At 30.4% G+C, this 23721-nt stretch carries 25 protein-coding genes and 3 tRNA genes; 19 read left to right on the top strand and 9 right to left on the bottom strand.

Annotated elements, in window-relative coordinates; all coding sequences use genetic code 11:
- The first annotated feature begins 10 nt into the window (after positions 1 to 10).
- The 11 genes from eutD (at position 11) to CEE44_04675 (ending at position 11213) form a co-directional block, all read left to right on the top strand.
- A complete protein-coding gene (gene eutD, locus CEE44_04725) occupies positions 11 to 994 on the top strand; it encodes a phosphate acetyltransferase (GenBank protein TKJ17803.1) in 984 nt (327 codons plus the stop codon).
- Positions 995 to 1011: 17 nt separating this feature from the next.
- Entirely contained in the window at positions 1012 to 2499 is a 1488-nt protein-coding gene (locus tag CEE44_04720; protein ID TKJ17802.1) for a hypothetical protein, read from the top strand.
- On the top strand, positions 2496 to 3863 hold the full coding sequence (locus CEE44_04715) for a hypothetical protein (GenBank protein TKJ17801.1): 1368 nt from the start codon (positions 2496 to 2498) through the stop codon (positions 3861 to 3863). Before CEE44_04720 ends, CEE44_04715 begins: the two co-directional genes overlap by 4 nt.
- Positions 3864 to 3940: 77 nt before the next feature.
- A complete protein-coding gene (locus CEE44_04710; protein TKJ17800.1) occupies positions 3941 to 4741 on the top strand; it encodes a hypothetical protein in 801 nt (266 codons plus the stop codon).
- A 10-nt stretch (positions 4742 to 4751) separates the two neighbouring features.
- The gene (locus CEE44_04705) at positions 4752 to 5369 is read left to right on the top strand and encodes a hypothetical protein (protein ID TKJ17799.1); all 618 of its coding nucleotides are present in this window, start codon (positions 4752 to 4754) and stop codon (positions 5367 to 5369) included.
- Positions 5370 to 5589: 220 nt separating this feature from the next.
- Complete coding sequence (locus CEE44_04700) at positions 5590 to 6882, top strand: hypothetical protein (protein TKJ17946.1); 1293 nt, start codon at positions 5590 to 5592, stop codon at positions 6880 to 6882.
- The gene (locus CEE44_04695; protein TKJ17798.1) at positions 6875 to 8161 is read left to right on the top strand and encodes a hypothetical protein; all 1287 of its coding nucleotides are present in this window, start codon (positions 6875 to 6877) and stop codon (positions 8159 to 8161) included. The genes CEE44_04700 and CEE44_04695 overlap by 8 nt, the downstream gene beginning before the upstream one ends.
- Before the next feature lie 19 nt (positions 8162 to 8180).
- Positions 8181 to 9125, top strand: coding sequence for a hypothetical protein (locus tag CEE44_04690; GenBank protein ID TKJ17797.1), 945 nt, complete (start codon positions 8181 to 8183; stop codon positions 9123 to 9125).
- Entirely contained in the window at positions 9122 to 10276 is a 1155-nt protein-coding gene (locus tag CEE44_04685) for an NAD-dependent malic enzyme (protein TKJ17796.1), read from the top strand. The genes CEE44_04690 and CEE44_04685 overlap by 4 nt, the downstream gene beginning before the upstream one ends.
- A 28-nt stretch (positions 10277 to 10304) precedes the next feature.
- Positions 10305 to 10434, top strand: a tRNA-Tyr gene (locus tag CEE44_04680).
- Positions 10435 to 10499: 65 nt separating this feature from the next.
- A complete protein-coding gene (locus CEE44_04675) occupies positions 10500 to 11213 on the top strand; it encodes a hypothetical protein (protein TKJ17795.1) in 714 nt (237 codons plus the stop codon).
- 4 nt (positions 11214 to 11217) lie between these two features.
- On the opposite strand, the gene CEE44_04670 is transcribed toward CEE44_04675, so the two are convergent.
- Positions 11218 to 12534, bottom strand: coding sequence for a hypothetical protein (locus tag CEE44_04670; protein ID TKJ17794.1), 1317 nt, complete (start codon positions 12532 to 12534; stop codon positions 11218 to 11220).
- Positions 12535 to 12536: 2 nt separating this feature from the next.
- Positions 12537 to 13166 carry a hypothetical protein gene (locus tag CEE44_04665; GenBank protein TKJ17793.1) on the bottom strand — a complete coding sequence of 210 codons (630 nt, stop codon included), beginning with the start codon at positions 13164 to 13166 and terminating at the stop codon, positions 12537 to 12539.
- Positions 13167 to 13294: 128 nt separating this feature from the next.
- Between CEE44_04665 and CEE44_04660 the strand changes: the two genes are divergently transcribed.
- Both CEE44_04660 and CEE44_04655 read left to right on the top strand, forming a co-directional pair.
- Positions 13295 to 14869 (top strand): hypothetical protein, encoded by a 1575-nt coding sequence (locus CEE44_04660; protein ID TKJ17792.1) that lies wholly within the window; start codon positions 13295 to 13297, stop codon positions 14867 to 14869.
- 1 nt (position 14870) lies between these two features.
- Positions 14871 to 15239, top strand: coding sequence for an ATP-dependent DNA ligase (locus CEE44_04655; GenBank protein ID TKJ17945.1), 369 nt, complete (start codon positions 14871 to 14873; stop codon positions 15237 to 15239).
- On the opposite strand, the gene CEE44_04650 is transcribed toward CEE44_04655, so the two are convergent.
- Positions 15189 to 15866, bottom strand: a complete 678-nt coding sequence (locus CEE44_04650; protein ID TKJ17791.1) for a hypothetical protein — start codon at positions 15864 to 15866, stop codon at positions 15189 to 15191. The genes CEE44_04655 and CEE44_04650 overlap by 51 nt on opposite strands.
- A gap of 128 nt (positions 15867 to 15994) precedes the next feature.
- Here CEE44_04650 and CEE44_04645 point away from each other — a divergent pair, with 128 nt between their 5' ends.
- Positions 15995 to 16888 carry a cell filamentation protein Fic gene (locus CEE44_04645; GenBank protein ID TKJ17790.1) on the top strand — a complete coding sequence of 298 codons (894 nt, stop codon included), beginning with the start codon at positions 15995 to 15997 and terminating at the stop codon, positions 16886 to 16888.
- Positions 16889 to 17330: 442 nt separating this feature from the next.
- Here the strand turns inward: CEE44_04645 and CEE44_04640 are convergent, their stop codons facing one another.
- The 3 genes from CEE44_04640 to CEE44_04630 form a co-directional block, all read right to left on the bottom strand.
- Positions 17331 to 17984, bottom strand: coding sequence for a hypothetical protein (locus CEE44_04640; protein TKJ17789.1), 654 nt, complete (start codon positions 17982 to 17984; stop codon positions 17331 to 17333).
- A gap of 265 nt (positions 17985 to 18249) precedes the next feature.
- Positions 18250 to 18828, bottom strand: coding sequence for a hypothetical protein (locus CEE44_04635; protein TKJ17788.1), 579 nt, complete (start codon positions 18826 to 18828; stop codon positions 18250 to 18252).
- A 54-nt stretch (positions 18829 to 18882) separates the two neighbouring features.
- Positions 18883 to 19638: a hypothetical protein gene (locus CEE44_04630; GenBank protein TKJ17787.1), complete on the bottom strand. Its 756-nt coding sequence runs from the start codon at positions 19636 to 19638 to the stop codon at positions 18883 to 18885.
- A gap of 392 nt (positions 19639 to 20030) precedes the next feature.
- Here CEE44_04630 and CEE44_04625 point away from each other — a divergent pair, with 392 nt between their 5' ends.
- From CEE44_04625 to CEE44_04615, 3 genes are read left to right on the top strand one after another with little or no spacing between them, the layout of a single operon-like run.
- Entirely contained in the window at positions 20031 to 20660 is a 630-nt protein-coding gene (locus CEE44_04625) for a DNA methylase (protein TKJ17786.1), read from the top strand.
- Positions 20661 to 20697: 37 nt separating this feature from the next.
- On the top strand, positions 20698 to 20973 hold the full coding sequence (locus CEE44_04620; GenBank protein TKJ17785.1) for a DNA-directed RNA polymerase subunit L: 276 nt from the start codon (positions 20698 to 20700) through the stop codon (positions 20971 to 20973).
- 4 nt (positions 20974 to 20977) lie between these two features.
- Complete coding sequence (locus CEE44_04615) at positions 20978 to 21538, top strand: AMMECR1 domain-containing protein (GenBank protein ID TKJ17784.1); 561 nt, start codon at positions 20978 to 20980, stop codon at positions 21536 to 21538.
- A 135-nt stretch (positions 21539 to 21673) separates the two neighbouring features.
- Here the strand turns inward: CEE44_04615 and CEE44_04610 are convergent, their stop codons facing one another.
- A complete protein-coding gene (locus CEE44_04610) occupies positions 21674 to 22042 on the bottom strand; it encodes a hypothetical protein (GenBank protein ID TKJ17783.1) in 369 nt (122 codons plus the stop codon).
- 119 nt (positions 22043 to 22161) lie between these two features.
- Between CEE44_04610 and CEE44_04605 the strand changes: the two genes are divergently transcribed.
- A complete protein-coding gene (locus CEE44_04605; protein ID TKJ17782.1) occupies positions 22162 to 22359 on the top strand; it encodes a hypothetical protein in 198 nt (65 codons plus the stop codon).
- Between the two features lie 262 nt (positions 22360 to 22621).
- Positions 22622 to 23389, top strand: coding sequence for an endonuclease IV (locus CEE44_04600; protein ID TKJ17781.1), 768 nt, complete (start codon positions 22622 to 22624; stop codon positions 23387 to 23389).
- Positions 23390 to 23483: 94 nt separating this feature from the next.
- Here CEE44_04600 and CEE44_04595 read toward each other — a convergent pair.
- Positions 23484 to 23556: transfer RNA gene (locus CEE44_04595), tRNA-Val, on the bottom strand.
- A 49-nt stretch (positions 23557 to 23605) separates the two neighbouring features.
- Positions 23606 to 23690 (bottom strand) — tRNA-Thr (locus CEE44_04590).
- Between the last annotated feature and the right edge of the window lie 31 nt (positions 23691 to 23721).

Here is a 23721-nt window from a genome sequence, read left to right as displayed (position 1 = left end):
AGGGATTAAAATGGAAGTTGATGTAATAGGGATTATGGAAGAAGTTGCAAAGAAAAAGCCTGCTAAGGTTTTAATTTGTGAAGGGTGGGATGAAAGGTGTTTAAGATCAACAGCAGATATTTTGAAAAATAAATTGGCTAAAATTGTTTTACTAGGAAATCCTAAAGAGATTGAGGAAAAGGTAAAAGAATTTGGTGTTGATGTTAGTGAAGCAGAGGTAGTTGACTATAAGAATTCTGAATTAAAAGATGAATTAGCTGAAAAATTAGTTGAGGTTAGAAAACATAAGGGTATGACATTAGATGAAGCTAAAAAACTTATTGAAGATGAGAATTATTTTGGGTGTATGTATGTCTATTGCGGTCATGCAGATGCTGTAGCTGGCTCTGCTATTAGATCTACAGCTGCTCTTATGAGACCTGCTTTGCAAATATTAAGAGAAAAAGGCAGAATTGTTTCTGAAGTTTCTATTATGAATGATGTTAAAAATGATAGAGTTATTTTTGGTAGTGATTTTAGCATGAATATAGATCCAGATGCTGATGGTTTGGCACAAATAACATTAAACGCTGTTAGTTGTGTAAATGAGTTTGGTATAGAACCTAAAGTAGGTTTGTTGTCTTTTTCAACAAAAGGTAGTGGAGGAAATAGTCCTGCTTTAGAAACGATAAGAGAAGCAGTTGAAATTGTTAAAAAAGAAATGCCTGATTTAGTTATAGATGGTGAATTACAGGTTGATGCTGCTATGAATAGTGATGCTGCTAAAAGTAAGTGTCCTGATTCTCCATTAAAAGGAGAAGCAAATACATTAATATTTCCAAATTTAATGGCTGCTAATATTTTTGCTCATGGTTTAGGGCAGTTTTCAGATATGAGTTTTTATTTTACAGTTCTGAAAGGTCTTGTAAAGCCGGTTGTTATACTTGGAAGAACAATGCCTTTGGAATCTGTTAGAAATATGATTGTAAGCTGTGCAATGCAGGTAAACTCGTGATGATTTAGTAGAAGTAGATGCTAATAAGGTGTTGTAAGAAAAATAAGATGAAATGGAAAAGATTATTGACACGAGATGCCAATGTTCTTCTTAAGTATTTAGTTATTGAAGGAATTCGGAAAGGACCAAGTTTTATACTTCCAGAATGGAAAGGGGTTCATAATCAGCTTTGGACATGGGATAAAGGTGAGACAGGAATACATTATTTATATTCTGAACTACATGAGTTTAGTGAAGTTGTCAAAAGAAAAAGCCTTAAAGATAAACATTTTGCTGAACAATATAAAAAACTAAGTAAAAATATATGTGATAATGTTGTTAATAATATTAAGACTATTTCAAAAAAAGTCGATAATAATTTGACAAACCAGGAGATTAATGATTTGTTTAAACAGTTTTGCAAAGAGTATTCGCGGTTAGGAGAGACTATTATTATGCCTCTTGAAGAAATTCAGAAGAGCGTACTCCTAAAATTGACGGATACGCAACATTTAGGTATTTTAACTTCTCCTGATGAATTGAGTTTAGAAGCAAAAGAAGAATTAGAACGCTTAGAGATTATTGAAGAGATTGAATTGAAATATAAGAATCTCTTTTTGAATGATGTTAAGGTGGTTAAAGATGAGTTAAAAAAATTCCCTGAAATTCATAATAAAATACAAAAGCATGTTAAAAAATATTGCTGGATCCCTCTTAATTTTGAGAAAGAAGTCTGGAATATTGATTTTTTTCTAAATCTTTTTAGAAGTTATTTAAAGGATTTTTATGATTATCGCAAGCGTAAAGAAGAATTAGAGGAATGTCATAAAATAAGAGAAAAAGAGAAAAGACATCTTATGAATCAACTTGATGAAGAAACTAAAATTCTTATTAATTTGCTTGGAGCAACTGCTTTTGTTCGATTGTATCGAGCAAATATATTTAGTTTGGCTTTTTATGAAGCATTTCCTCTTTTAAAAGAGATTGGAAAGCGTGTCGGATTACCATTATCCATACTTAAATTTTATACTCCTATTGAAATATCTGAAGCTTTAATTAAAAATAAGAAATTATTTATAGAAAATGGTAAAGTTAGAAAAGATAGTTTTGTTATTTTGGTTTTAAATAATTCTTATAATCAATATGAAGGAGAAGAAGCACAAAAAATCATTAAGATGGAATGTTCTAAAGAAAAAATTTTAGATTATAATAAAGTTAATGGAATGTGTGCTTACCCTGGGAAAGTGAAAGGAAAGGTTAGAATTGTTTTTGATGCTAGAGAAATTGATAATGTTGATAAAGGAAATGTTCTTGTTTGTAAAGAAACTAATCCTGATTTAGTTATTGTTATGAGTAAGTGTGGTGCGATTGTTACAGATGAAGGAGGTATTACATCACATGCGGCTGTTGTTTCCAGAGAAATGAAAAAGCCATGTGTAATTGGTACTAAGATAGCTACCAAGGTTTTTAAAGATGGTGATTTGGTAGAAGTTGATGCAAACAAAGGGGTTGTTAGGAAAATATGAAACCATATAAAATTAATAATGTTAAAAAAATTGCAATAAAAAGCCCTTATTTTAGATTTGCTGCTAGAGAAACGTGTATTTCAAGAGATGAACCATGGATTTGGTGGTTGGTTAATCGTGGTTGTAAAGGATTTATAGATATGCCAAATAAGAATATCTATGATTATTATATTGAGGAAAAATCATCACTTGAGACTCTTTCCAGACTTGCAAGATATATGGAAAAGAACTGGAAAAAACACTTTTTAAGTTATGATAAAAGGAAAAAAAGATTAATTCAAAAAGCAATTAAATTATCTAAATCAACAAAAACAAATAATAAAAAAATAATTCTTAAGAACTACTTAGATTATGTTGATGAATCTTGTGATTATAGTGAATATATTTGGAGTGCGTGGGCCGTTATTCATTTTACTGAAAAAGATGTTCTGAAAAATTTTCCTGATAAAATAGAATTAGTAATGGCGCTTGATAAACCAATTGACTTTATTAATATGCAAAGAGCCTTGCATAGACTTTCTCCAAAAGAGCTTGTAAAGAAGTGGGGTTGGCTTAAGATATATAGTGGTTATGATAAGGAGTATACAGAAGAATACTTTGAGCGTCAAAGAAAGAATATAAGTAAAGAAGAGATTGAAGAGCAATTCAAGAGATTCAAAGAAGTTAAAAAAGAATTTTCAGAGTTTTTGAAATCTATTAAAGATAAAAAATTGAGATTAAAAACAGAAATTGTTCATACTTATGCTTTTATGAAAACAGAACGTATTGATGTATGGAAAAGAGCAACATTCCATCTAAAAGGTTTTTTTAGGTATTTAACTACATTAGAAAAAGGATTAACACTAAAAGATGTAACAAATCTGACAATGAAAGAAACCAAGGGGGTTTTGGAAAAGGGAAAATTCCCTGATAAAAAAGAGTTAAAATTGAGGGGTGCAAACAAGGCATTATATTATTTTCAAAAAGGAATGGTTGATATGATGTATGATATGAGGGAAATTAATAAAACACTTGACAGACTTCAAGGAGAACTAAAGAATATTACAACATTAGAAGGTATGACTGCGTGTAAAGGAAAAGTAAAAGGAAGGGTAAAAATAATAACTCATTCTGATCATTTGAAAAAGATAAAAAAAGGGGATATATTTGTTGCTAAGTATACTTTTCCAAACTTTACACCAAAGATGATAATATCAGCAGCAGTTATTACAGATGAAGGCGGTATTACAAGTCATGCTGCAATTGTTAGTAGAGAATATAACATTCCTTGTGTGATAGGCACAAAAGTTGCTACAAATGTTTTAAAAGATAATGATTTAGTAGAGGTTGATGCTGATAAAGGTGTTGTTAAGAAGATTAACTAGTTCTTTAGGATTGTTGTAAAAACCGAAAGGTTTAAATACTATCACTATTAAGTAGTAAATATATAAAGGAGTAAAAAATGGATTCACAAGATGGAAAAATTATAGTGTCAAGGCATGGAAAAAAGTTTAGTGGACAACATGGTTTAAATATAGGAGAGGGAGGCATTCCAAGACCATCTCCAGCTAGTCCTGAAGATAAAGCTTTTATATACATAACACCAGAGGGTGCACAAGAATTAAGAGAAAAAGGTAGAGAGGTTCTAGGAGATACTCCATTTGATAGTGCCTTATTTATGACTTCTGATTATATAAGGGCATTACAATCTGCTTTATATTTTACAGAAGATGCTAATTTATTGAATGGTAGAGAGATTGATCAAAGAAAAGAGATTGGGATGGGATATGATGGAGCAAATATGAATCACCAAAAAATTATTCCGCATTATGAAGTGAATCAAGATGAATTTGTAAGAAACCTTTATAGAGATCATTTTTTTAAACCTCAAGAAGAAGGATTGCCATTTATGGGTGAATGGACACGTCAGTTTATAAAATCAATAGCTGATGGAATAGAATATCTTCAACAAAACAGAGGCCATGAACAGAGTTTATTAGCACATTTTACTCATGCGCCTAATATAGATGGTTTAGCAATGATAGCCTTAGAATGTTTAGGGATTGATCCAATAAAAGAGATTGTAGAAGTTGATGATGATTATAAGGCTGTAAGAATGGGCGAGATGTTTACAGGAAATATTTATAATTTAGATTCAGAAAACCCATCAATGGACCTTAATGTTAAAGAAGAAGTTAAAGGTTATAATTTAAGTGATTTAAGAAGAATTGAAAAAGATATTGCTTATAAAATAGCTGCATAAAGAGGTAAAAATGGTAGAACAAAATAAAATAGAGTTTGTATGTACTGCAAATCATGGTAGATCACCTGTTGCAGCTCTTATAGCTAGTAATTATTTAAAACAGATTGGTGCAGATGAATATAACGCCATATCAAGCGGTTCTCATGTAGATGCAATCAATAGAGGGGAGGTTTCAACTGATTTTATGCTTCATGTTATTGGTATAGCACAAGATAGAGGCATGTATTCTTATGATGAAAATGAGTTGCTTAGTGATGTTATAGCTGATGTAGATAAAGGTGCGTTAGATACTTTAAAAGGTTTTTATGAGAGAGCTTCAGGTATTTTTGTAAGAGAAGAACACCAATATCGTTCTGAAATTTTACCTTTGTTAGGTATAAAAGGAGAAATTAAACAAACACAAGATCAAACAATAGCAAGACCTGATACATTAGGAGTATACCCAATGGCTGACTCTAATCATCAAGCAGTTGATAGAATCTATGGTGAATCTGAGTATAGACCCAAGGTTATTGAACCTCTTGGTATTTCTAATGCGTTTGGATTAAGCAAAGAAGCATATCAAGGAAGTATAGAAGAAATAGTAGTGAAAGTTCCTCAAAAAATTAATGAGCTTTTAGGAGTTTAATTCTATTTTTTTATTTTTTCAAAATATTTATATAAGAATGTTATAACTAGTTATATTAATGAAAAAGTATATTTTTATGTGGGGAGGAAAATTATCTGTCATGCTTACTGAATCTATGCTTTCTCAATTATGTAGTACTATAGGCGAAAATGGCAATGAGATTCCTTCTGAGGTTAGTGAAACCTTGTTTATAATACATGATGGAGTATTTGAACATCATATGCCAGAAGATGCTATCAAAGGTTTAGAAGGATTAGGTAAAAAATACATAAATAAAGAATTTTCTCAAATGGTATTCAAACAGATAGATTGTCATGTAAAGAATTTTTTTATATTTTGTGAGGGGATAAGGGAAAAGGACCTATCTAAATTATCTAATCTTAAATTGAAACAGATAGTAAAGAAATATGAAAACTTTGTTAGATTGGGTCTTTTATATTTTGCAGTTTCATCTTCATTTTCAACCCATACAATAGAAGAAAGGATAAAGGAGATTCTTAGAAAAAAGATCAAAGACAAATCTATTTTGGAAGATTTTTTCATATCATTAATGACTCCAGAAGAGATGGATGAAACAATGAAAGAGAGGATTGATTTCTTAGAATTAATGAAAAGAAAGTATTCAGAAGTAGATTTAATAGAATACTCAAGAAAATACCCTGCGTTATTTGTTAATACTTATGATTTTAAAGAGATTATGGAATTTCTAAAAAATAAAATAGAAGATAAAAAAAGTGATAAAGAAATAGATTTGGAAATAAGAAGAATAAAAGAGAATCTTGATTCAATTTCTAAAAAACATCAAGAGATATATAATTTGTTTAAGAGTGATGAACTTGAACAATTAGCAAGGCGATTACAAAGAGTAGCTCTTGATAGATATAGGCTTAAGCATGTTTGGAATGGAGCTGAATATATGTGTTTACATTTATTAGAAGATTTGGCTAAAAGAGTTGATATGGATTTAAAAGAATTCATGAAAGTTTATACTTTCAAAGATATATATAATTTGTTGGATAATAAAACTAAACTTACTAAGAAACAGATTGAAGATCATAAGAAATGTCTTATATTTCATAACATTAATGGAAAGTTGTATCGTTATTCAGGAGAAGAAGGGCAAAAATACATAGAAAAACTTCTTAAATTTGATGAAGAAGAACTAGACAAAGAAATAAAAGGAACAGTTGCTAATATGGGAAAAGTTAAAGGAAAAGTCAAGATTGTTAATGTTAGAGATTTAAAGCAATTTATTAAAGATACTAAGAAATTTAAAAAAGGAGAAATTTTAGTTACAACAATGACCTCTCCAATAATGGTGCCAATTATAGAGAAGGCAGGAGCAATTGTTACTGTAGAAGGTGGAATTTGTTCACATGCAGCAGTAATTTCAAGGGAATTTAAGATTCCGTGTATTGTTGGTGCAGATAATGCTACAAAAATTCTGAAAGATGGAGATTATGTTGAAGTTGATGCAAATAAAGGAGTTGTTATGGTTATAAAAAATGTTTAATCCAAAAGATTTTATTAAAAAAGGCTGTTGGCCTAATGGAGAATATTTTAATGGGCTTTATTTTAGAGGAGAAGATAAAGAATATCATAAAAAAGCCATGGGGTTAGATTATGAATCAAGAGATTTGATTACAGTAAATGATGTGTCTTTTTTCCCTGTTAAAGATAATAAAAAATATGGGAATTTTATTAAAAAAAATCCTCAAAAATTCTTAAAAAAATTTAATAAAAAATGTTTAAAAAGAATGAATGATTTAAAACAGTATGCTGATAAACATAAAAATGATGATTTTAAAAACCTTAGTGATGAAGAATTATTAAAAGAAAAAGAGAAATTTGAAGAGAAAGTAAGGGTGTGTATTCCTTTTCTTTTTCCACTACTTTTTGTTGGGGATATTGTTGAAGAAGATATTATTAAAAAGGTGCCAAACATTAAATTTGATGAGATTAGACCGATACGAAGAGTTTCTGCAGGAAGAATGAATGATGATTTATTAGAAAGTAAAAAAAGTATAAAAGAATTAGAAAAAGAGTATGCTTGGTATAATATGAATCTTACAAGAGGCCAGCCCTTAACTATAGATGATTTAAAAGAGATTAAGAAAAGTGCTAAGAAAACCATCATCATAAAAGTCAGTAAGAATGAGTATGTAAAAGAGATGCAAAAGTTGATGTGGTTCAGATTTGAGCGTATTGATGCTTATAATTATGCTTTTTATTGGATGTTTCCCCTTTATTCTGAAATATTTAGAAGGATAAAAGTAGCTGAAAAATATTGGGATGTGTTTTTACCATTTGAATTGGATGATGCTTTGATTTCTAAAAAAATACCAAAAAATTTAGATTCAAGATTTACTCATAGAGGAGTTATAAAAGAAGATGGTGTTATAAGGCATCTTACTATAAAAGAGTTTGAAAGATATAAAAGGGAGTTTATATTAGTAAAAGAGCAAAAAGATATTGTAAAAGGGAGACCTGCTTGTCCTGGGATTGTTAAAGGAAGAGTTAAAGTAGTAAAGGGTTTTGAAGATATCAAGAAAATTAAAGAGGGTAATATATTAGTTGCAGCAGAAACATTAGTTCAGTATGAACCTTATCTGCGTAAAACAAAAGCAATGGTTGTTGAGATTGGAGGTATGTTATGTCACACAGCAATTTTCGCAAGAGAATTTAAGATTCCTTGTATTGTTGGTGCAAATAACGCAACTGGGTTTTTCAAAGATAATGATCTTGTAGAAGTTGATGCAAACAAAGGGATTGTGAGAAAGATTAATAAATGATTAAAATCTTCTCAAATGAATGGAAGAAGGGACTTTTGATAAAAAAAACATTTTATGGTTTAAGGATGTTTCTATAACTGATATTCCTTTAGTAGGTGGAAAAGGAGCTTCTTTAGGTGAATTATTTAGTATTACACCAATTCCAGATGGATTTGTGGTTAGTGCTTATGCTTTTGAGAAGTTCTTAGAATCAATTAAAAAGAAAATTATGGATATTTTAGATATTGTTGATATTGAAGATACTGAAAAACTGGACAAGGCTTCTGAAGAAATAAGATCAATAATAATGGTAGAAGACATGCCTGAAGATATTAAAAAAGATATTATGGAAAATTACAAAAATCTAAGAGGTTTCGTAGCTGTTAGGTCATCTGCAACAGCAGAGGATTTACCAGAAGCTTCTTTTGCAGGCCAGCAAGATACTTATCTTAGTGTTAAAGAAGAAGATTTGCTTAATTCTGTACAAAAATGCTGGGCATCATTATTTACTTCAAGAGCAATTTATTACAGAGATATTAATAAATTCAAGCATGATGAAGTTTTGATTGCAGTAGTTGTACAAAAGATGGTTGACAGTAAAAAGGCAGGGGTTTTGTTTACTGCAAATGTTGTTACAAATTCAAAAGAAGAAATCATAATTGAAGGATCATTTGGATTAGGAGAATCTGTTGTATCAGGGCAAGTAACTCCTGATTATTATTTAATTGATAAGAACACAGAAAAGCTAAAAGAAAAGAATATTAGCAACAAATCAATGGGAATATTTATGAAAAAAGAGGGTGGTGTTGAAAAAAGATCTATTGAAAATCCTACTGAAAGGGTTTTATCTGAAAAAGAATTAAAAGAATTAACTAAAATTGGTTTAAAGATTGAACAACACTATAAACATCCACAGGATATTGAATGGGCTATAGATGATAAGATTTATATTCTTCAATCTAGACCTATAACAACACTAAAATGAATATACAAGAAGAATCTTTGGAAATACATGAGAGACTAAAAGGCAAATTAGAGATTAAATCTAAATTACCTTTAAAGAATAAGAAAGATATGTCTTTGGCTTATACGCCTGGTGTTGCTGAGCCATGTAGATATATTGCTAAAAACAAAGAGGATGTTTACAAATATACATTTAAAGGAAATTCTGTTGCTGTTATTTCTGATGGAAGTGCTGTTTTGGGATTAGGAAATATAGGTGCAGAGGCTGCTTTGCCTGTTATGGAAGGTAAAGCAATTTTATTCAAGGAGTTTGGAAATATTGATGCTTTTCCTATTTGTTTAGAATCACAAGATGTTCAGAAGAATATAGAGACAATAAGAAATATTGCTCCTGTTTTTGGGGGAATTAATCTAGAGGATTTCAAAGCTCCTGAATGTTTTGAAATTGAAGCTCAATTACAGAATTTAGGAATTCCAGTTATGCATGATGATCAGCATGGAACAGCAATTGTTTCTTTGGCTGGATTGATTAATGCTTTGAAAGTTGTTAATAAGAAAATTGAAGAAGTTAAGATTGTTTTTAGTGGTGCTGGTGCTGCTGGAATTGCAGTAGCTAAGATGTTATTGAATTATGGTGCTACTAATATTATTTTGTGTGATTCTAAAGGAATTTTATATGAAGAAAGAGGGGATTTAAACAAACATAAAGAAGAAATTGCTTTATTAACAAATAAAGAAAAAATAAAAGGTTCTTTAGCAGATGCAATTAAAGGATCTGATGTTTTTATTGGTGTTTCTGTTAAGGGTTTGGTTAGTAAAGAGATGGTTTCTTCAATGGCAAAAGATTCTATTGTTATGGCAATGGCAAATCCTGACCCAGAGATAATGCCTGATGATGCAAAAGAGGCAGGAGCAAAGGTTATTGCAACTGGAAGAAGTGATTTTCCAAACCAGGTTAATAATGTTTTAGGATTTCCAGGAGTTTTTAGAGGAGCTTTAGATGCAAGAGCTAAGAGGATAACTGAAGATATGAAGTTAGCTGCTGCAAAAGCATTGGCTTCTGTTATTGAAAATCCAACACCAGATGAAATATTGCCTTATGCTACTAATAAGGAAATTGTTCCTAAAGTATCTAAAGCTGTTAAAGAGGCTTGGGAAAACAATAATATTTAAATAAGAAGATTTTTTCTTAATGACTAAGCCCCGCTTAGCTTAGTGGCTAGAGCATTCGGCTGTAGATAAATTCACTTATTGACTTTGCTATTAAGCGTTAGGATGACAATAAGACAGCAAATACCGAAGGATCGCTGGTTCGACTCCGGCAGCGGGGATTCAATTTTTTAAAACAAAACATATTTAAAGTATTAAAATCATTAAATTTTAAAGAGGTGATTTGATGGAAATAAAGCTTTTAAAAAAGCCTAAGAATCCTATAATTATAGAAGGTTTTCCTGGTTTTGGTTTGGTTGGAACAATTGCTACTGAATTTCTTATAGATCATTTAGATGTTGAGTTGATTGGGAAGATTACAATGGATGAAAGTCCAGCTGTTGTTGCTATTCATGAAGACCATGTTGTTGAACCTTTAGGAATTTTCTATAATAAAAAATATAATTTAGTTATTATTCATGCTGTAACTGCTTCTACTGGAATAGAGTGGAAGTTATCAGATATAATCCAAAAATTAGCTAGAGATTTAGGAGCTAAAGAGATTATTAGTTTAGAAGGAGTAGGAAGTCCTGCAACAAAACCAGATGCTGAGAGAGTATTTTATTTTTCTAAAAATGTAAATGCTAAGAAGAAATTAAGTAAAATCGGTTTAAATCCATTAAAAGAGGGAATTATAATGGGTGTTACAGGTGCTTTGTTGTTAAATGTTGAGAAACCTGCTCTAAGCTGTATATTTGCAGAGACACATACTGATTTACCAGATAGCAAAGCTGCTGCAAGGGTTATAAAAGTATTAGACCAGTATTTAGGATTAAAGGTTAATCCAGATCCTTTACTTGAACAGGCAGCTAAATTCGAGGAGAAATTAAAAGGACTTCTAAAGAAAGGTGAAGAAGCAAAAGGTATGGCTGATGCCAAGAAGTTGAGTTATGTTGGTTAATGGATTATTTCCATTCTCCAAATGATGGTGTTCTTGTTTCTCCAACAAGATTCCTTGTTTTTTCAGTGTATTCTGAGACTTTTTCATAAGTCACAGATGTAAAATGCTTTGTTTGTAGTTTGATTAGTTGTTGGTAATCCAAGATATCGTCTCTCAATAAATCCCCTTGATATTGAGATTTTATTGTTGTATTATTCATTAAATTTGTGAATAATTCTGATCCTACCATAGGTATTGCTTTGCTAGCTAAAACAAACATACCAGGATGTCTTTTTACAACTTCTTTTGCGTATTGATAGTTATTTTCTAGTGTTTTTTCAGATTCCCCTGGTAATCCATAAATAAATGGTAAAATAAGGTCCATATCTGCTCCATAAAGTAAATTTAAGGCATTATCAATATCTTGTCTAGAATAAGCTTTTCCAGATTTCTCTAGAATAGTATCATTAGCTGATTCTATTCCTAAAAGTAGGTTTTTAACATTAAGTTCTCTAAACACTTCTACAATTTCTGGTGTTATTTGATCTGGAGAAGTATATATTCTGAATTTTATTTCACTTAAATGATTTGGTCTTGATTCAAGTAGTTTTTGTGGGAAATTGCCTACAACAAAAGAATCTCCTGTTTCAAAGAAATAATTAAAACCATACTTTCTATTTAGTATGTCTATTTGTTGCCAAACTTTTTCAGGAGCCATGACTCTTAATAAACTGTCTATTGAACAAAAAGTACATCTTCCATCTGTCTGTGCTTTAATACACCCTCTTATTGAGGAGATTGGAACTTGATCATTTTTATCATAAACTTTCCAATCTAAATGTTCTAAATCAAATAACATACCTAATCTAATGCTTATCTTTTGATTTTCTTTTATATTATTATTTTCTCTATATACTAAATTAGGAATATCTGAAAAAGGAATTCCTTTAACTAACATACTAAAAGAGTCTTCTCCATCTCCTACAACAGCGTAATCAATAAAAGGATTATTTCTAAGTGTTCTTTTTGCAATATGATTTATGTTAGGGCCACCAATAACAGTAGTTGCTCCTTTTAGTTTTGCTTGTCTTAAGATATTTAGAGCATTATGATAATTAGAATATTGAGAGCTCATACCAACAAAGTCTGCACTTATTGTTTTTAATATTGTATCTAGGGAATGTCTATTACCATCAATCACTTCTATGTTTGTTTCTTCAACAAACAATTCTGTTGCTTTTGCTATTAATTCTAATCCTGTTGGGGGGCCCATTAACCAATCTTTGATTGCGTGGCCTTTGTATTCTTCATCTATAGGCGGGTGTATTAATTGGATTTTCATCTCTAAAACTTAGCTTGTACTCCAAATCCACCATAAGAGCTTTTTAGATTGCCATTTATTCTATTGTGTTGTCCTTCTAAACGAAATGCAATATTCCTTTTCAAAGGTATGTTTAGAGCGTATCTAACAAAATCTCCTTCTCCACCTACACTTAATGAGGATAATACATCTGCTTTTACACCATTTATACTTGCAACTATGAAGGAATGTATGTTGTTTTTTGATGGATAATATCTCGCTATGCCTTTCATAAATGTATTTTCTGTGGGTTTTCCACTTAATGATAAAACTAAACCTGCTTCTTGATGAGCATCAACTCTTGTTCCATCAAAATGTTGTGCTGATAATCCTAAGTTATATTCTATACCCTTATACTTTCCATTAATAGGTAGATATTGAATTATTGCTCTATAGAAGTCTTTATCTCCTTCTTCATCTCCTGAATGTTGCATAAACATAATGAGACTTAAATTATTAGTAAGATTAGGTACTAATGCATCTATTCTAGATATTGGTTTTTGTTCGTTTGAGACTATTTCTGTTAAATCAATATTTGCAGTTGGTTTATTAGCTGCACTTGCTATTGAAGCTGCAGTTAAGAAAGTTATTACTGCTTTGTTTGGTTCTTTCATTCTTGTTTTACCTCCAAGATATTTTGATTATTACTTAATAGTGGTAATGTAGATTGTATATAAATACTCCCTACCCCTAAAGGGGGAGAAATAGATATATTTATATATTATAATAACTCAGTAAATGTATGAATAAAGAACTGTTGGAAGAGATTGGTTTAACAAAGTCAGAAATCAATGTTTATTTGGCATTATTAGAGCTAGGAAGCTCTTCTACAGGAAAAATAGTAGATAAATCTGGTGCTTCTTCATCTAAGATTTATGAAATTCTTGATAAATTGATGCAAAAAGGCCTTGTTAGTTTTATTATTAAGTCTGGAGTTAAATACTTTGAAGCTGCTCCTCCTGAAAGGATTATGGATTACATGATGGAAAAAGAGGAAAAATTCAATCAACAGAAAAAAGAAATTAACAAGATTATTCCTGAACTTAAACTTAAACAAAAACTTTCAAAATACAAATCAGAAGCAACAATTTTTAAAGGATTAAAAGGAGGAGAAACAGCGTTTAGATATTTAGTCAATTCTATGACTAAAGATGATGAATGGGTAGGTTTTGTCATATCTTTTAACAACAGAAGATATTTTGATTTGTTAACTAAAATTCATGAATGGAGAGCTAAGAAAGGGTTAAAATCAAGGATGATATTTAATGAAAAGGATAAAAATGATGGGAAAGTTAGAGAAAAACTTTCTCATACTAAAGTGAAATATGTTCCTGATGAACTACAAACCCCTTCAATTGTCAATGTTGCTGGTAATATAACTTTGATTAATGTAATGGCTGAAGAGATTACTGTTTTTATGATTGAAAGTAAAGAAGTAGCAGATTCTTTTAGAAATCAGTTTGAGATGAGGTGGAACCAAGATACAGTAGTAAGTAAAAGTATGGGTGCTTTAAGTGATGCTGTAAATAATTTTATTAGTGGATTGGAACCTGGAGAAGATTATCGGGTGTTTGGGGCCACTTTTGGGGAAAAAGGAGAAGATAAAAAATATGCTGACTTCTTCAGGAAGATTCATAAAAGAAGATTAGAAGAAGGAATTAAGGGTAAAATGTTGTTTCAACAAGAGTCAAAAGAATTCATTAAAAAATACACACCCTATAGGCAATACATAGAGGGAGAAAATACAGAATACAAATTCCTTCCATACAAAACTGATTCTCCTGTCGCAACATTCTCATCTAAAAATAGAACTTTATTAGTGATTCAAAAGAAAGAACCCATCATTATAACTATTAATAATAAAGAAGTTTCAAAGTCTTTTAATAAAAACTTTGAAGCATTATGGAATCAGGAAGCTCGGGTTTTGAAAGGAATTGATGCAGTACAGGATATATTTGAAGAGATGTTAAAGTATGGTGAAGTAGATTTTATTGGGGCTAGAGGTTATTTTGTTGATGAAAGACCTAAATTTATTGATGAATGGGAAAAAAGAGCTATTAAAAAAGGTTTTAAGATGAGGAATATTGTTGATCCTGAAGTTAGGGGCCATAGAATCACTACATTTCCTTTTGTTAAGACAAAATATACTTTACCAAAAGAGTTTAGTCAATTAAGTGTGTTCTGGATTTATGGTAATAGAGTTGTGATTACTAATTGGATGGAAAAAGAACCAATTGTGATAATTATAGATAATAAAAATTTATATAATATGTATAAACAACAATTTGAATTGTTGTGGAAAAAGGATAAATTTTAAGATGGTAAAAAAACTAAAATATGTTATACAAAAACATGATGCTTCTCATTTACATTATGATTTACGTCTAGAAATAGATAATGTTGCTAGATCTTGGGCCATTCCTAAAGAGCCTTCTTCAAAAGAAGGTGTTAAAAGATTAGCAATTCTAGTTGAAGATCATTCTGTTGAGTATATGGATTTTGAAGGTAAAATTACAGAAGGTTATGGTAAGGGTTCTGTTAAGATATGGGATAAAGGTTTTTGGGAGCCTGAGAGTGTTAAGGAGAATAAGATTGTTGCTATTATTCACGGTAAAAAACTAAAAGGAAGATTTACTCTAGTTCATTTTAAAGAAAAGAATTGGTTGTTTTTCAAAGCTAAGGGGTAATTTCATCAAGACTATCAACAATAACGCATTCTTCGGAAATTCCATTTTTTCTTCAATGAATCCACTTGGATGAACAAATACTTTTCCAATACCTGCTCTAACAGCAGATATTGCTCCAGAGGGGTTATCTTCTATAGCTATTGTGTTTTGTGGATCTACACCAATTTCTTCACAGGCTTTTAACCAAAGATCTGGATATGGTTTTTTTCTTTCGACGTCTTCTTCCCCTAATACTATTTCAAAATATTTTAAGAGATCGAATTTACTAATTTTGGCTATTACTTCTTCTCGTTGAGAAGAAGATACTAATGCAAGAGGATAGTCACCATAAAACCTTTCTATTAATTGTTGAGCACCAGGCATTATTTGTAATCTTTCTTGGATTAGTCGGATGCATAATGCTGTTTTTGCTCTTAGAACATCTTCCACATTAACATCAAGGTTATAATCCTTTATTAATTTTCTACTCCCTGTTTGATCAAGCATCCATCTTTGTATGTATTCTGCTTTGCTTATCTCGACACCATCAGGTAAAAGGGGGTTAAAGATTTGTTTAGCTGCTTGAAAATACATTGGTTCTGAATCTACTAAAGTACCATCATTATCGAATAAAACAGCCTCAATCATAATTAGATGTAATTAGTATTGTTTTTATAAAATTTTGCAATAACTTTTGATTTGATTGTTTTTTAATAAAGAATAGGTGTCTACAAAAAAGCAAAGTTTTATAAATGTAGACACCTTATATGTTAATAATGTTTATTGAAATTAGAAAGCAAGGTAAAAAGAAAAAATATTATTTAATTCATTCTTATAGGTTAGGAGATAAAGTTAATAGAATTTCAAGATATCTTGGTTCTGATTTAGATAAAAAAACGCTTGAAAAATTAAAAAAAATATCCGAAAAAATAATTTTTGAACAGATTAAAGAAAAAAGTTTGTTTGAATTTGAGTTAAGCAAAGAAGAAATTGGATATTATAAAAAATATGAAAATAAATTAGAAATAAACCATTTTCAAGTAAATTGGAAAAGATTCACACAAGAATTTGTTTTTAATACAAATGCTATTGAGGGGTCAATGGTAGATTATTCTGAGGTTAAAGATCTTCTTGGAAAAAAAGATGAACCAAAAAATAATGATGAGATTGAAACAATTAATGTGGCAAAGGCTGTTGAATATATAAAAACAACTAAGGATGATTTTTCTATTGGTTTTATTAGAAAACTTCATGAGCTATGTTTTGATAAAACCAAATCTTTTGCAGGAGAACTAAGAGATGTTGAAGTTATTATTAGAGATAAAATAGGTAAAGTAATTCACCAAGGCGCACCTGTAAAAGATGTTGAGAAACTTTTAAAGAATTTAGTTAGATGGTTTAATGAACATAAAAAGAAGTACCCTCCTTTATTGCTTGCTGCTCTTGTCCATAATCAATTTGAGAATATTCATCCATTCCAAGATGGGAATGGAAGAGTTGGAAGATTACTATTAAATTATATTTTGCTTCAATTTGATTATCCTCCATTAAATATTAGATTAAAAGATAGGGAAAAGTATTATAGGGTTCTTCAGGAATTTGATAAAGATAATGATATAAAACCCACATTAAGGTTTTTTATATTAGAGTATAGAAAACAATACAAATAGGTGTCTACATTTTTATTATGTTGTAGTCACCTAATTAAACTCACTTTTTGATTTCTTACTAAAGGTTCTAATTATAATCTATATTGAGTATTGGTTTTAGTGAAGTCTCTAAAATGGCTGAAACGTCTGAAATCAAGCCTTATAAGGCCTATAAAGCTCTAAAAGGGTGCTATTTGTGGTGCCTAATGAACTCTTTTTTAGGCTTTTGCCGTAGCAAAAGTGAGTGCTCACTGTATTTTTCGCTCACTTTTTGATTAAAAATTTTAATTATATCTTTTAAAATATATTTTAGAATATTTATAATGAAGAACAATATTATTTAATATTTATTTTGTAATAGTTTTAATAGAACAAATAGATTATAATATTTGTTTTAAAAGACAATAATTCATATAAATGGTTAATTTAATAGACGACAATCAACCACAAATTATTTATATGATTACTTTGATTTTTCTGTGAATTTTGTCAATTTTGTATTGTTTTTTGACTTTGGTTTTTGCTTAAATTTCTCTATTAGCTTTTCTTCATAGAGCTCTTGAGTGTCTGTTATTGAAGGAATTCCGTACATTTGTAAAGTAGTCCTAGCGTCTGCATGGCCAGCAATTCTTTGGACCATGTTAAAGGGTATTCCAGCTGCTAAACTCAGTCGAGAAAAGCTATGACGAAAGATATGAGGATTTAGGTTCTTTAGATTTGGATTTGGGTTATTAACATGCGCTCTTTTGGCTGCGTTAGCCACAATACGGTTTATTTGGCTTAATGAGATGCCATCAGAGGTTTTTTTATTGCTTTGGATTAAAAAGCCTGTTTTTCGGCCTTCTAAATAGAATTTTATTACTTGAATGGTATCATCGTCAATTGGAACTGATCTTGATTTTGGATCTTTTTCATTTGCTCCTTTTCCCTTAGCAATAAATAGTCTTTTCCTCTCAAAATCAACATCTTTTGCTTTTAGGTTAGCTAGTTCAAAGCGCCTCATTCCTGTTCTTGCTAACAGCTTTAGAACTAGGCTTTCTTTTAGATTTTTAGCTGCAGCTATGATGCTGTTTATTTCATCCCATCCAAGATAGTATTCGTTAAATTTTTTTGCCATTTTGAAAAGCCATAAACCTTTTTCAAAGCTTTAAATTAAAAAGCCATAAACCTTTTTCAAAGCTTTAATTTCACTAAAAAATGCAACACTTGTATTTAAATGTTGTGTTTTGGCCAAAAAATGCCTTAAAAATGAAACAGAATACTGAGAAGTGTTGCATTTTCAATAAAATTGCCTTTATTTTTGATTTTAGGCCTTGAAATGTGGTTGGATTAATGATTTCTATGTTTTGAAAGAAATTTAAGCAAAAAAGGCCTTTAAAATCCTATCCTTCTATGAAATGTGCTAGGGCACTTTGTTTAGAGAAATCTGCGTTGATTTTCAATACGTTTTTCTTTGTTTGTAGTGTTTTGAAATATGAGCTTAATTTGATCTTTGTTGTGTCGTCGGAATAGCTCTTTATGATTGGAATTCCTTTTTCAATTAAGATTGTTAGATAGTTCATTACAAGTGTTTCTGATAGCCTAACTTTTGTTGAGATGTTTTTGTAGGTTGTGTACTCTCTTTCTTCACATTGAGTATAAAGAGCTAAAAAGATCTCTTTTTCGATTGTGGTTAGCTTTGGCATTTCAGGGTTTTTTTTGTGTTTATTCAGACCTATTACCATTGACATTTCGTCGATTCTTTCTGATAGTTTGTTTATTCTTGGGTCAACTTTGAGAGAATATTCGTAGTTTGATTGTATCTCGTTTGTGTTTTGGTTGATTGAACTTAGGTGATCTTCAACTTGCTCTTTTAGGATTTCTATCTCTTTTTTTAGTTTTTTGTTGGAATTAAAAAGGGACCTTACCGAAGAAGAAATCTTTTTCAAGTTAAAATTTGACAACACCTTTTTTGCACCCAAGCTTTTTAGGAAATTGATTCTTTAAATATATTTATATTTTACAATAGATATTTTTTACTTTACTTTAAGCGTATCATAAACGTATTTTTTCTCTTTTTTCTCGTGAATAACTGATATATCATGATCTTGTTCTAGTTCTTCTAAAAGCCTGTAGAATGTGCTTTTTGAGCAGAGTGCTTGTTCTTCTACAAGGATGTCTCTTAGTTGTAGAGCTGAGATTTTTCCGTATTTCATTATCAATGTTCTAATGATGGTTTTTATGTGTTCTTTACTCGATCTTGCGATTTTTCTAATGAGTTTTTCTTTTAAGTGGATAGGTGGAACATTAGGATCTGGCTTTTCTAGTTGTTGTTGTTCTATGCTGTTTTTAATGGTTTTTTGTTCCTCATTTAACTCTTCAATTTTAGTATTTATCCTCTCTATTTGAGGTATTAGATGGTTTACAGAAGATGATTTTGATAGTGTTTCAATTCTCGCTTGAATATGCTCTATTTGGTATTTTAATGAGAGAACTGTACGTTGAGATTGGTAGAGAGAATCAACTTTTGAGTTTAGTCTATCAACTTTATTTTCTAAAGGTGTGATGGAGTAGTAGGAATCCATTAACTGTCTTAACTCCTCACTTGATTTTGGAACATACATGATTTGTTTTTGAAGATGATGGATAACTTTTTCCTGTTGGATTGTTTTGTTGTAAAGGTAGTTAAGCCATTCAAATATTTTGGAGATGTCTCCTTTAACTCCTTGGAAAGAAGTTTGTAAAGTATAATGAAGATTTTCATCTCTTTTTTTTGTTGAAAAAAGCTTCATGTTAAGTGTAAAGTATGTATTATCATATATAAAGATTTCTATTTAATGGGACTATATGGGATGTTCCCAGGATGGTCCTAGGACTATTTTGGGAATGACTTTAACACGGTAGAAGAGTCATTCCCAGGACTATCTTGGGAATGTCTTAGGACTATCTGGGAATGACTTGGGAATGAATAGAAAAGAATATCGACAGAGAACTTTTTTTGTTATGAATTAAAATGGGACTATGTTGGGAATGAAATGGGAATGACTTTTTTGTTTTATTTTTTGTTAAAAATATAGGTTTTGAATTTATTTTTGTTTTAAAAAATGATTAAAAATTTTATTTTAAAAAAATTAATTTAAAGATTGGCAAAAGATTTAAATAAAAATAAAGATTAAAAAATAAAATGGTTGAAATATCAAAATCAAGGTTGGGGATTATTTTAAGCAAATTAAAAGGATTTGAAGATCCCAAAGTGATGGCTGAACAATATATAGTAGATTCTGAAATAGCTAGTGATGTTCTTTGGCATGCTCTTTATGCGCAAAGAGTAAGTGGTTGTAATATGGCTGATTTGGGATGTGGTACAGGTATATTAGGTATTGGGGCTTTATTATTGGGGGCAAAAAAGGTATATTTTGTAGATAACGATAAAAGCAGTTTAGATATAGCAAAATCCAACTATTTACACATAAAAAGTGAGAGTTCGTTAATAAGGGGAAAGGCTATATTTGTATGCCAAGATGTAGTGGATTTTGATAAAAAGGTGGATACAGTCATTATGAACCCTCCTTTTGGGGTAAAAGTGAGACATGCTGATAAAACCTTTCTTGAAAAGGCTGTTCAGATAGCTAAAACAATATACTCTTTTCATAAAAGTGAGAGTAAGGGGTTTATTTCATCTTTTTCAAAGGATAATGGCTTTAGTTTGAAGGAAACTATTGATTTTTCATGGCCTCTGAAGCAGACAATGGGGTTTCATCGTCGGAGAATAAAGAGGATAAACGTCAGTTGTTTTGTGTTTGAGAAGATTTAGAAACCTTTTTAAATAAGCTCATTTTCTCTGTATTATTATGGAAATCAAAAAAATTGAAGAGGGGAAAAACAAATTTGTTTTTGAGATTGACGATGTTTCTCATGGCTTTTGCAATATGCTTAAAGAGAGGTTATTAGAGGACAGCCATGTAAAAACAGCTACATATAAGGTAGAACATCCTCTTATTAATATTCCTAAGTTTTTGGTTGAGACTGATGGTGCAAATCCTAGAAATGCTGTGCTTAGTGCAGTAAAAAAGCTAAAGACCTTTGCAGATAAAACACGTAAAGATTTATCAAAGGAATTAAAATAATTCTATGGTACTAAACCAAGGAGAAGGAAAAGAACTTATTAAGTTGGCTAGGCAGAGTATTAATTCTTATTTTTCTGATTCAGATTTAAAGATTAGTGAAGATATTAAGAAGAGATTTTTGACTAAACAGGGTGTTTTTGTGACTCTGAATTTGAATAAACAATTAAGAGGTTGTATTGGTTTTCCAGAGCCTACTTTGCCTTTGTATAAGGCTGTTAGTGAAGCTGCACAATCAGCTGCTTTTGGAGATCCGAGATTTAATCCTTTGAATAAAGATGAGTTTAAAGATGTTAAGATTGAGATGTCTGTTTTAAGTGTTCCTGAGTTGATTGATGTTAAGGATTCTAAAGAGTATTTAGATAAGATTAAGATTGGTGAAGATGGTTTGATTATTAGATCTGAGTTTGGTTCTGGTTTATTATTGCCTCAGGTATTTGCAGAATATAATTGTGATGTTATTAAGGCTTTGGAAATGACTTGTCAAAAGGCTAATTTAAGCTCTGATGCTTGGAAAGATGCTAATACTAAGGTATATAAGTTCCAGGCTCAGATATTTGAAGAATAGTATAGTTTTCTGTATATTAGCTGAAATGCTTGTTTTAGGGCCTTAGAGAGCTTATTACCATGTTAAAAAGAGTGTATTTTGTAGTGCCTAATAGAAGGCTTTGTGTAATAATTAAGAAAGAGTTTGAAATAGAAACTAACCAAAACTTATTTTTTTAATAGAAGGATTAAGAACTATCTTTAGTTGTTGCATTAATTTAGCACCTATGATAACATCACATGAAGTCATATTGAATAAACAGAATTTCGGTTTTTTTATTTGAAATCCTTCAATATTTAATAATTCTAATTTAATAATCTGACCTTGCCTTTCAGTTCCATCAACAAATATTACATCACATTTTTTATGATATTCGTTAATACCTATATCATAAATCGTTCCATTAGTCTCAATAAAATTTTCATTTATATAATTACGTGTTGCACCAGTATCAAAAAGTGCCCTTAATTTCTTGCCTTTATTATTAGAACCAAGCACAACTATGTCTTTTTTTATTTGCCCCATGTTTAAAACATTACAACTCCTTCTTTGAAGGCATCAACTTTCTTAGTTTCCCAATTTATCATTAGCATAGATACTATTTCTGGGTCTTGAGTAGTTGAATATTTAACTAGAACTTTCCAATGACCATTTATTCTTTTTGTGTAAATTATTCTTATCTCATTTATACTTTGCACATCTTCCATATAGGTTTCTGCTATCTTTTTGATTACTTCAATTTCTGTTGGGCTTTCTTTCACAGAACAGGGTTGAACTACTTCAGCCTCTTCATTTTTTTCTTCTACTTCTTCTTTCGGTTCTTCTTTAGGAACTTCTTCTGATTGTTTTTCTTCTGGTTCTGTCATTTTAACTCCTTTTAAATAGTAATAAATTTCTTTCTAATAAAAAGAATGAATTATTCTTTATAAGGTTTATTGTTTTAATTTTAGAATTAGGTGTGCCACTCTTTTTTTTCATTTATTTTCGCCCATTTACTAATGTTATAGCTACATAGTTTATTAAGAAGTTTATCTTTAAAAATCTTTTCCTTTTACCATAATCCAATAGAAAGCTTAATATATAAAATAATACAGAGATTTTAAGATGGGGAAGATATTAATTGGGCCTGCTGGGACAGGCGGGAGTTCTGAAGAAGGATTTAGAAGAATTAAAGAATTAGGATTAGATGCAGTTGAAGTAGAATTTACTTATAATATTTGGATGAAAAAAGAAGATGCTGTAAAACTTAATAAATTAAACAAGGAATTAAAATTAAGGTTTAGTATTCATGCTCCTTATTTTGTTAATTTAGCTTCGTTTGAAAGGCCAAAAGTTCATGCTTCTAAATCAAGAATCTTAAAGAGTTGTGAAATAGGTCATTATTTAGGAGCCAAGTATATTGTGTTTCATGCTGGTTTTTATCAAAAGAAAGACCCTGAAATAATTTATCATACTATTAAAAAAGAGATTCTGGATATGATGGAAGTTATAAAAGAGAAAAAGTGGAAGGTTGTTCTGGCTCCTGAAACAACTGGAAAAGCCTCTCAGTTTGGTAGTTTAGATGAATTAATCAGATTAAAGAAAGAAACAGGTTGTAATTTGTGTGTTGATTTTGCTCATTTAAGAGCTAGGAATAAAGGAAAAATAGATTATGATGAAGTTATGAAAAAGCTAAAACCATTAGGTCATATTCATGCGCACTTTTCTGGTATTGAGTGGACTGACAAAGGTGAAAGAAGGCATTTGTTAACAGAAGTAAAAGATATGAAAGATCTGTTTAATTATTTGAAAAAGTATAAAATAGATGTAACAATAATTAATGAAAGCCCTGACCCTTTTGGTGATGCTGTTAAGATGAAAAAGCTGCTTTAGAATTCTTTCAAATGGTTACGCCCATTTGATATGCAATAAGCGACATTCAAAGCTAACGCTTTGAAGTCCCTTCAACTTATCTTTAGAATATGAATGGGCCCAGTGAGAATTGAACTCACGATCCCCACCATGTCGAGGTGGTGTCATAGCCGCTAGACCATGGGCCCCTGAATATTTTAGTAATGTTAAGATATATAAAAAAGTTGCTAAAAGAAAAGCCCTCGGCGAGATCTGCACTCGCGACCTCCACCTTTTTGTAGTTTATACCAAGGTGGCGCAATAGCTACTATGCTACGAGGGCGTAGTTTCTTGTGTTTTTGTTACATATTTAA

Source organism: Candidatus Woesearchaeota archaeon B3_Woes (genome assembly GCA_005222965.1).
Lineage (GTDB): Archaea > Nanobdellota > Nanobdellia > Woesearchaeales > B3-WOES > B3-WOES.
Note: the sequence above shows the minus strand (reverse complement) of the source record. Positions and strands in the feature narration are given on the sequence as shown.

Excerpts from the sequence above, each read along its gene's own strand:
- eutD (TKJ17803.1), top strand. The coding sequence starts at position 11 with ATGGAAGTTGATGTAATAGGGATTATGGAAGAAGTTGCAAAGAAAAAG.
- CEE44_04720 (TKJ17802.1), top strand. The coding sequence starts at position 1,012 with ATGCTAATAAGGTGTTGTAAGAAAAATAAGATGAAATGGAAAAGATTA.
- CEE44_04715 (TKJ17801.1), top strand. The coding sequence starts at position 2,496 with ATGAAACCATATAAAATTAATAATGTTAAAAAAATTGCAATAAAAAGC.
- CEE44_04710 (TKJ17800.1), top strand. The coding sequence starts at position 3,941 with ATGGATTCACAAGATGGAAAAATTATAGTGTCAAGGCATGGAAAAAAG.
- CEE44_04705 (TKJ17799.1), top strand. The coding sequence starts at position 4,752 with ATGGTAGAACAAAATAAAATAGAGTTTGTATGTACTGCAAATCATGGT.
- CEE44_04700 (TKJ17946.1), top strand. The coding sequence starts at position 5,590 with ATGCCAGAAGATGCTATCAAAGGTTTAGAAGGATTAGGTAAAAAATAC.
- CEE44_04695 (TKJ17798.1), top strand. The coding sequence starts at position 6,875 with ATGTTTAATCCAAAAGATTTTATTAAAAAAGGCTGTTGGCCTAATGGA.
- CEE44_04690 (TKJ17797.1), top strand. The coding sequence starts at position 8,181 with ATGGAAGAAGGGACTTTTGATAAAAAAAACATTTTATGGTTTAAGGAT.
- CEE44_04685 (TKJ17796.1), top strand. The coding sequence starts at position 9,122 with ATGAATATACAAGAAGAATCTTTGGAAATACATGAGAGACTAAAAGGC.
- CEE44_04675 (TKJ17795.1), top strand. The coding sequence starts at position 10,500 with ATGGAAATAAAGCTTTTAAAAAAGCCTAAGAATCCTATAATTATAGAA.
- CEE44_04670 (TKJ17794.1), bottom strand. The coding sequence starts at position 12,534 with ATGAAAATCCAATTAATACACCCGCCTATAGATGAAGAATACAAAGGC.
- CEE44_04665 (TKJ17793.1), bottom strand. The coding sequence starts at position 13,166 with ATGAAAGAACCAAACAAAGCAGTAATAACTTTCTTAACTGCAGCTTCA.
- CEE44_04660 (TKJ17792.1), top strand. The coding sequence starts at position 13,295 with ATGAATAAAGAACTGTTGGAAGAGATTGGTTTAACAAAGTCAGAAATC.
- CEE44_04655 (TKJ17945.1), top strand. The coding sequence starts at position 14,871 with ATGGTAAAAAAACTAAAATATGTTATACAAAAACATGATGCTTCTCAT.
- CEE44_04650 (TKJ17791.1), bottom strand. The coding sequence starts at position 15,866 with ATGATTGAGGCTGTTTTATTCGATAATGATGGTACTTTAGTAGATTCA.
- CEE44_04645 (TKJ17790.1), top strand. The coding sequence starts at position 15,995 with ATGTTTATTGAAATTAGAAAGCAAGGTAAAAAGAAAAAATATTATTTA.
- CEE44_04640 (TKJ17789.1), bottom strand. The coding sequence starts at position 17,984 with ATGGCAAAAAAATTTAACGAATACTATCTTGGATGGGATGAAATAAAC.
- CEE44_04630 (TKJ17787.1), bottom strand. The coding sequence starts at position 19,638 with ATGAAGCTTTTTTCAACAAAAAAAAGAGATGAAAATCTTCATTATACT.
- CEE44_04625 (TKJ17786.1), top strand. The coding sequence starts at position 20,031 with ATGGTTGAAATATCAAAATCAAGGTTGGGGATTATTTTAAGCAAATTA.
- CEE44_04620 (TKJ17785.1), top strand. The coding sequence starts at position 20,698 with ATGGAAATCAAAAAAATTGAAGAGGGGAAAAACAAATTTGTTTTTGAG.
- CEE44_04615 (TKJ17784.1), top strand. The coding sequence starts at position 20,978 with ATGGTACTAAACCAAGGAGAAGGAAAAGAACTTATTAAGTTGGCTAGG.
- CEE44_04610 (TKJ17783.1), bottom strand. The coding sequence starts at position 22,042 with ATGGGGCAAATAAAAAAAGACATAGTTGTGCTTGGTTCTAATAATAAA.
- CEE44_04605 (TKJ17782.1), top strand. The coding sequence starts at position 22,162 with ATGACCATTTATTCTTTTTGTGTAAATTATTCTTATCTCATTTATACT.
- CEE44_04600 (TKJ17781.1), top strand. The coding sequence starts at position 22,622 with ATGGGGAAGATATTAATTGGGCCTGCTGGGACAGGCGGGAGTTCTGAA.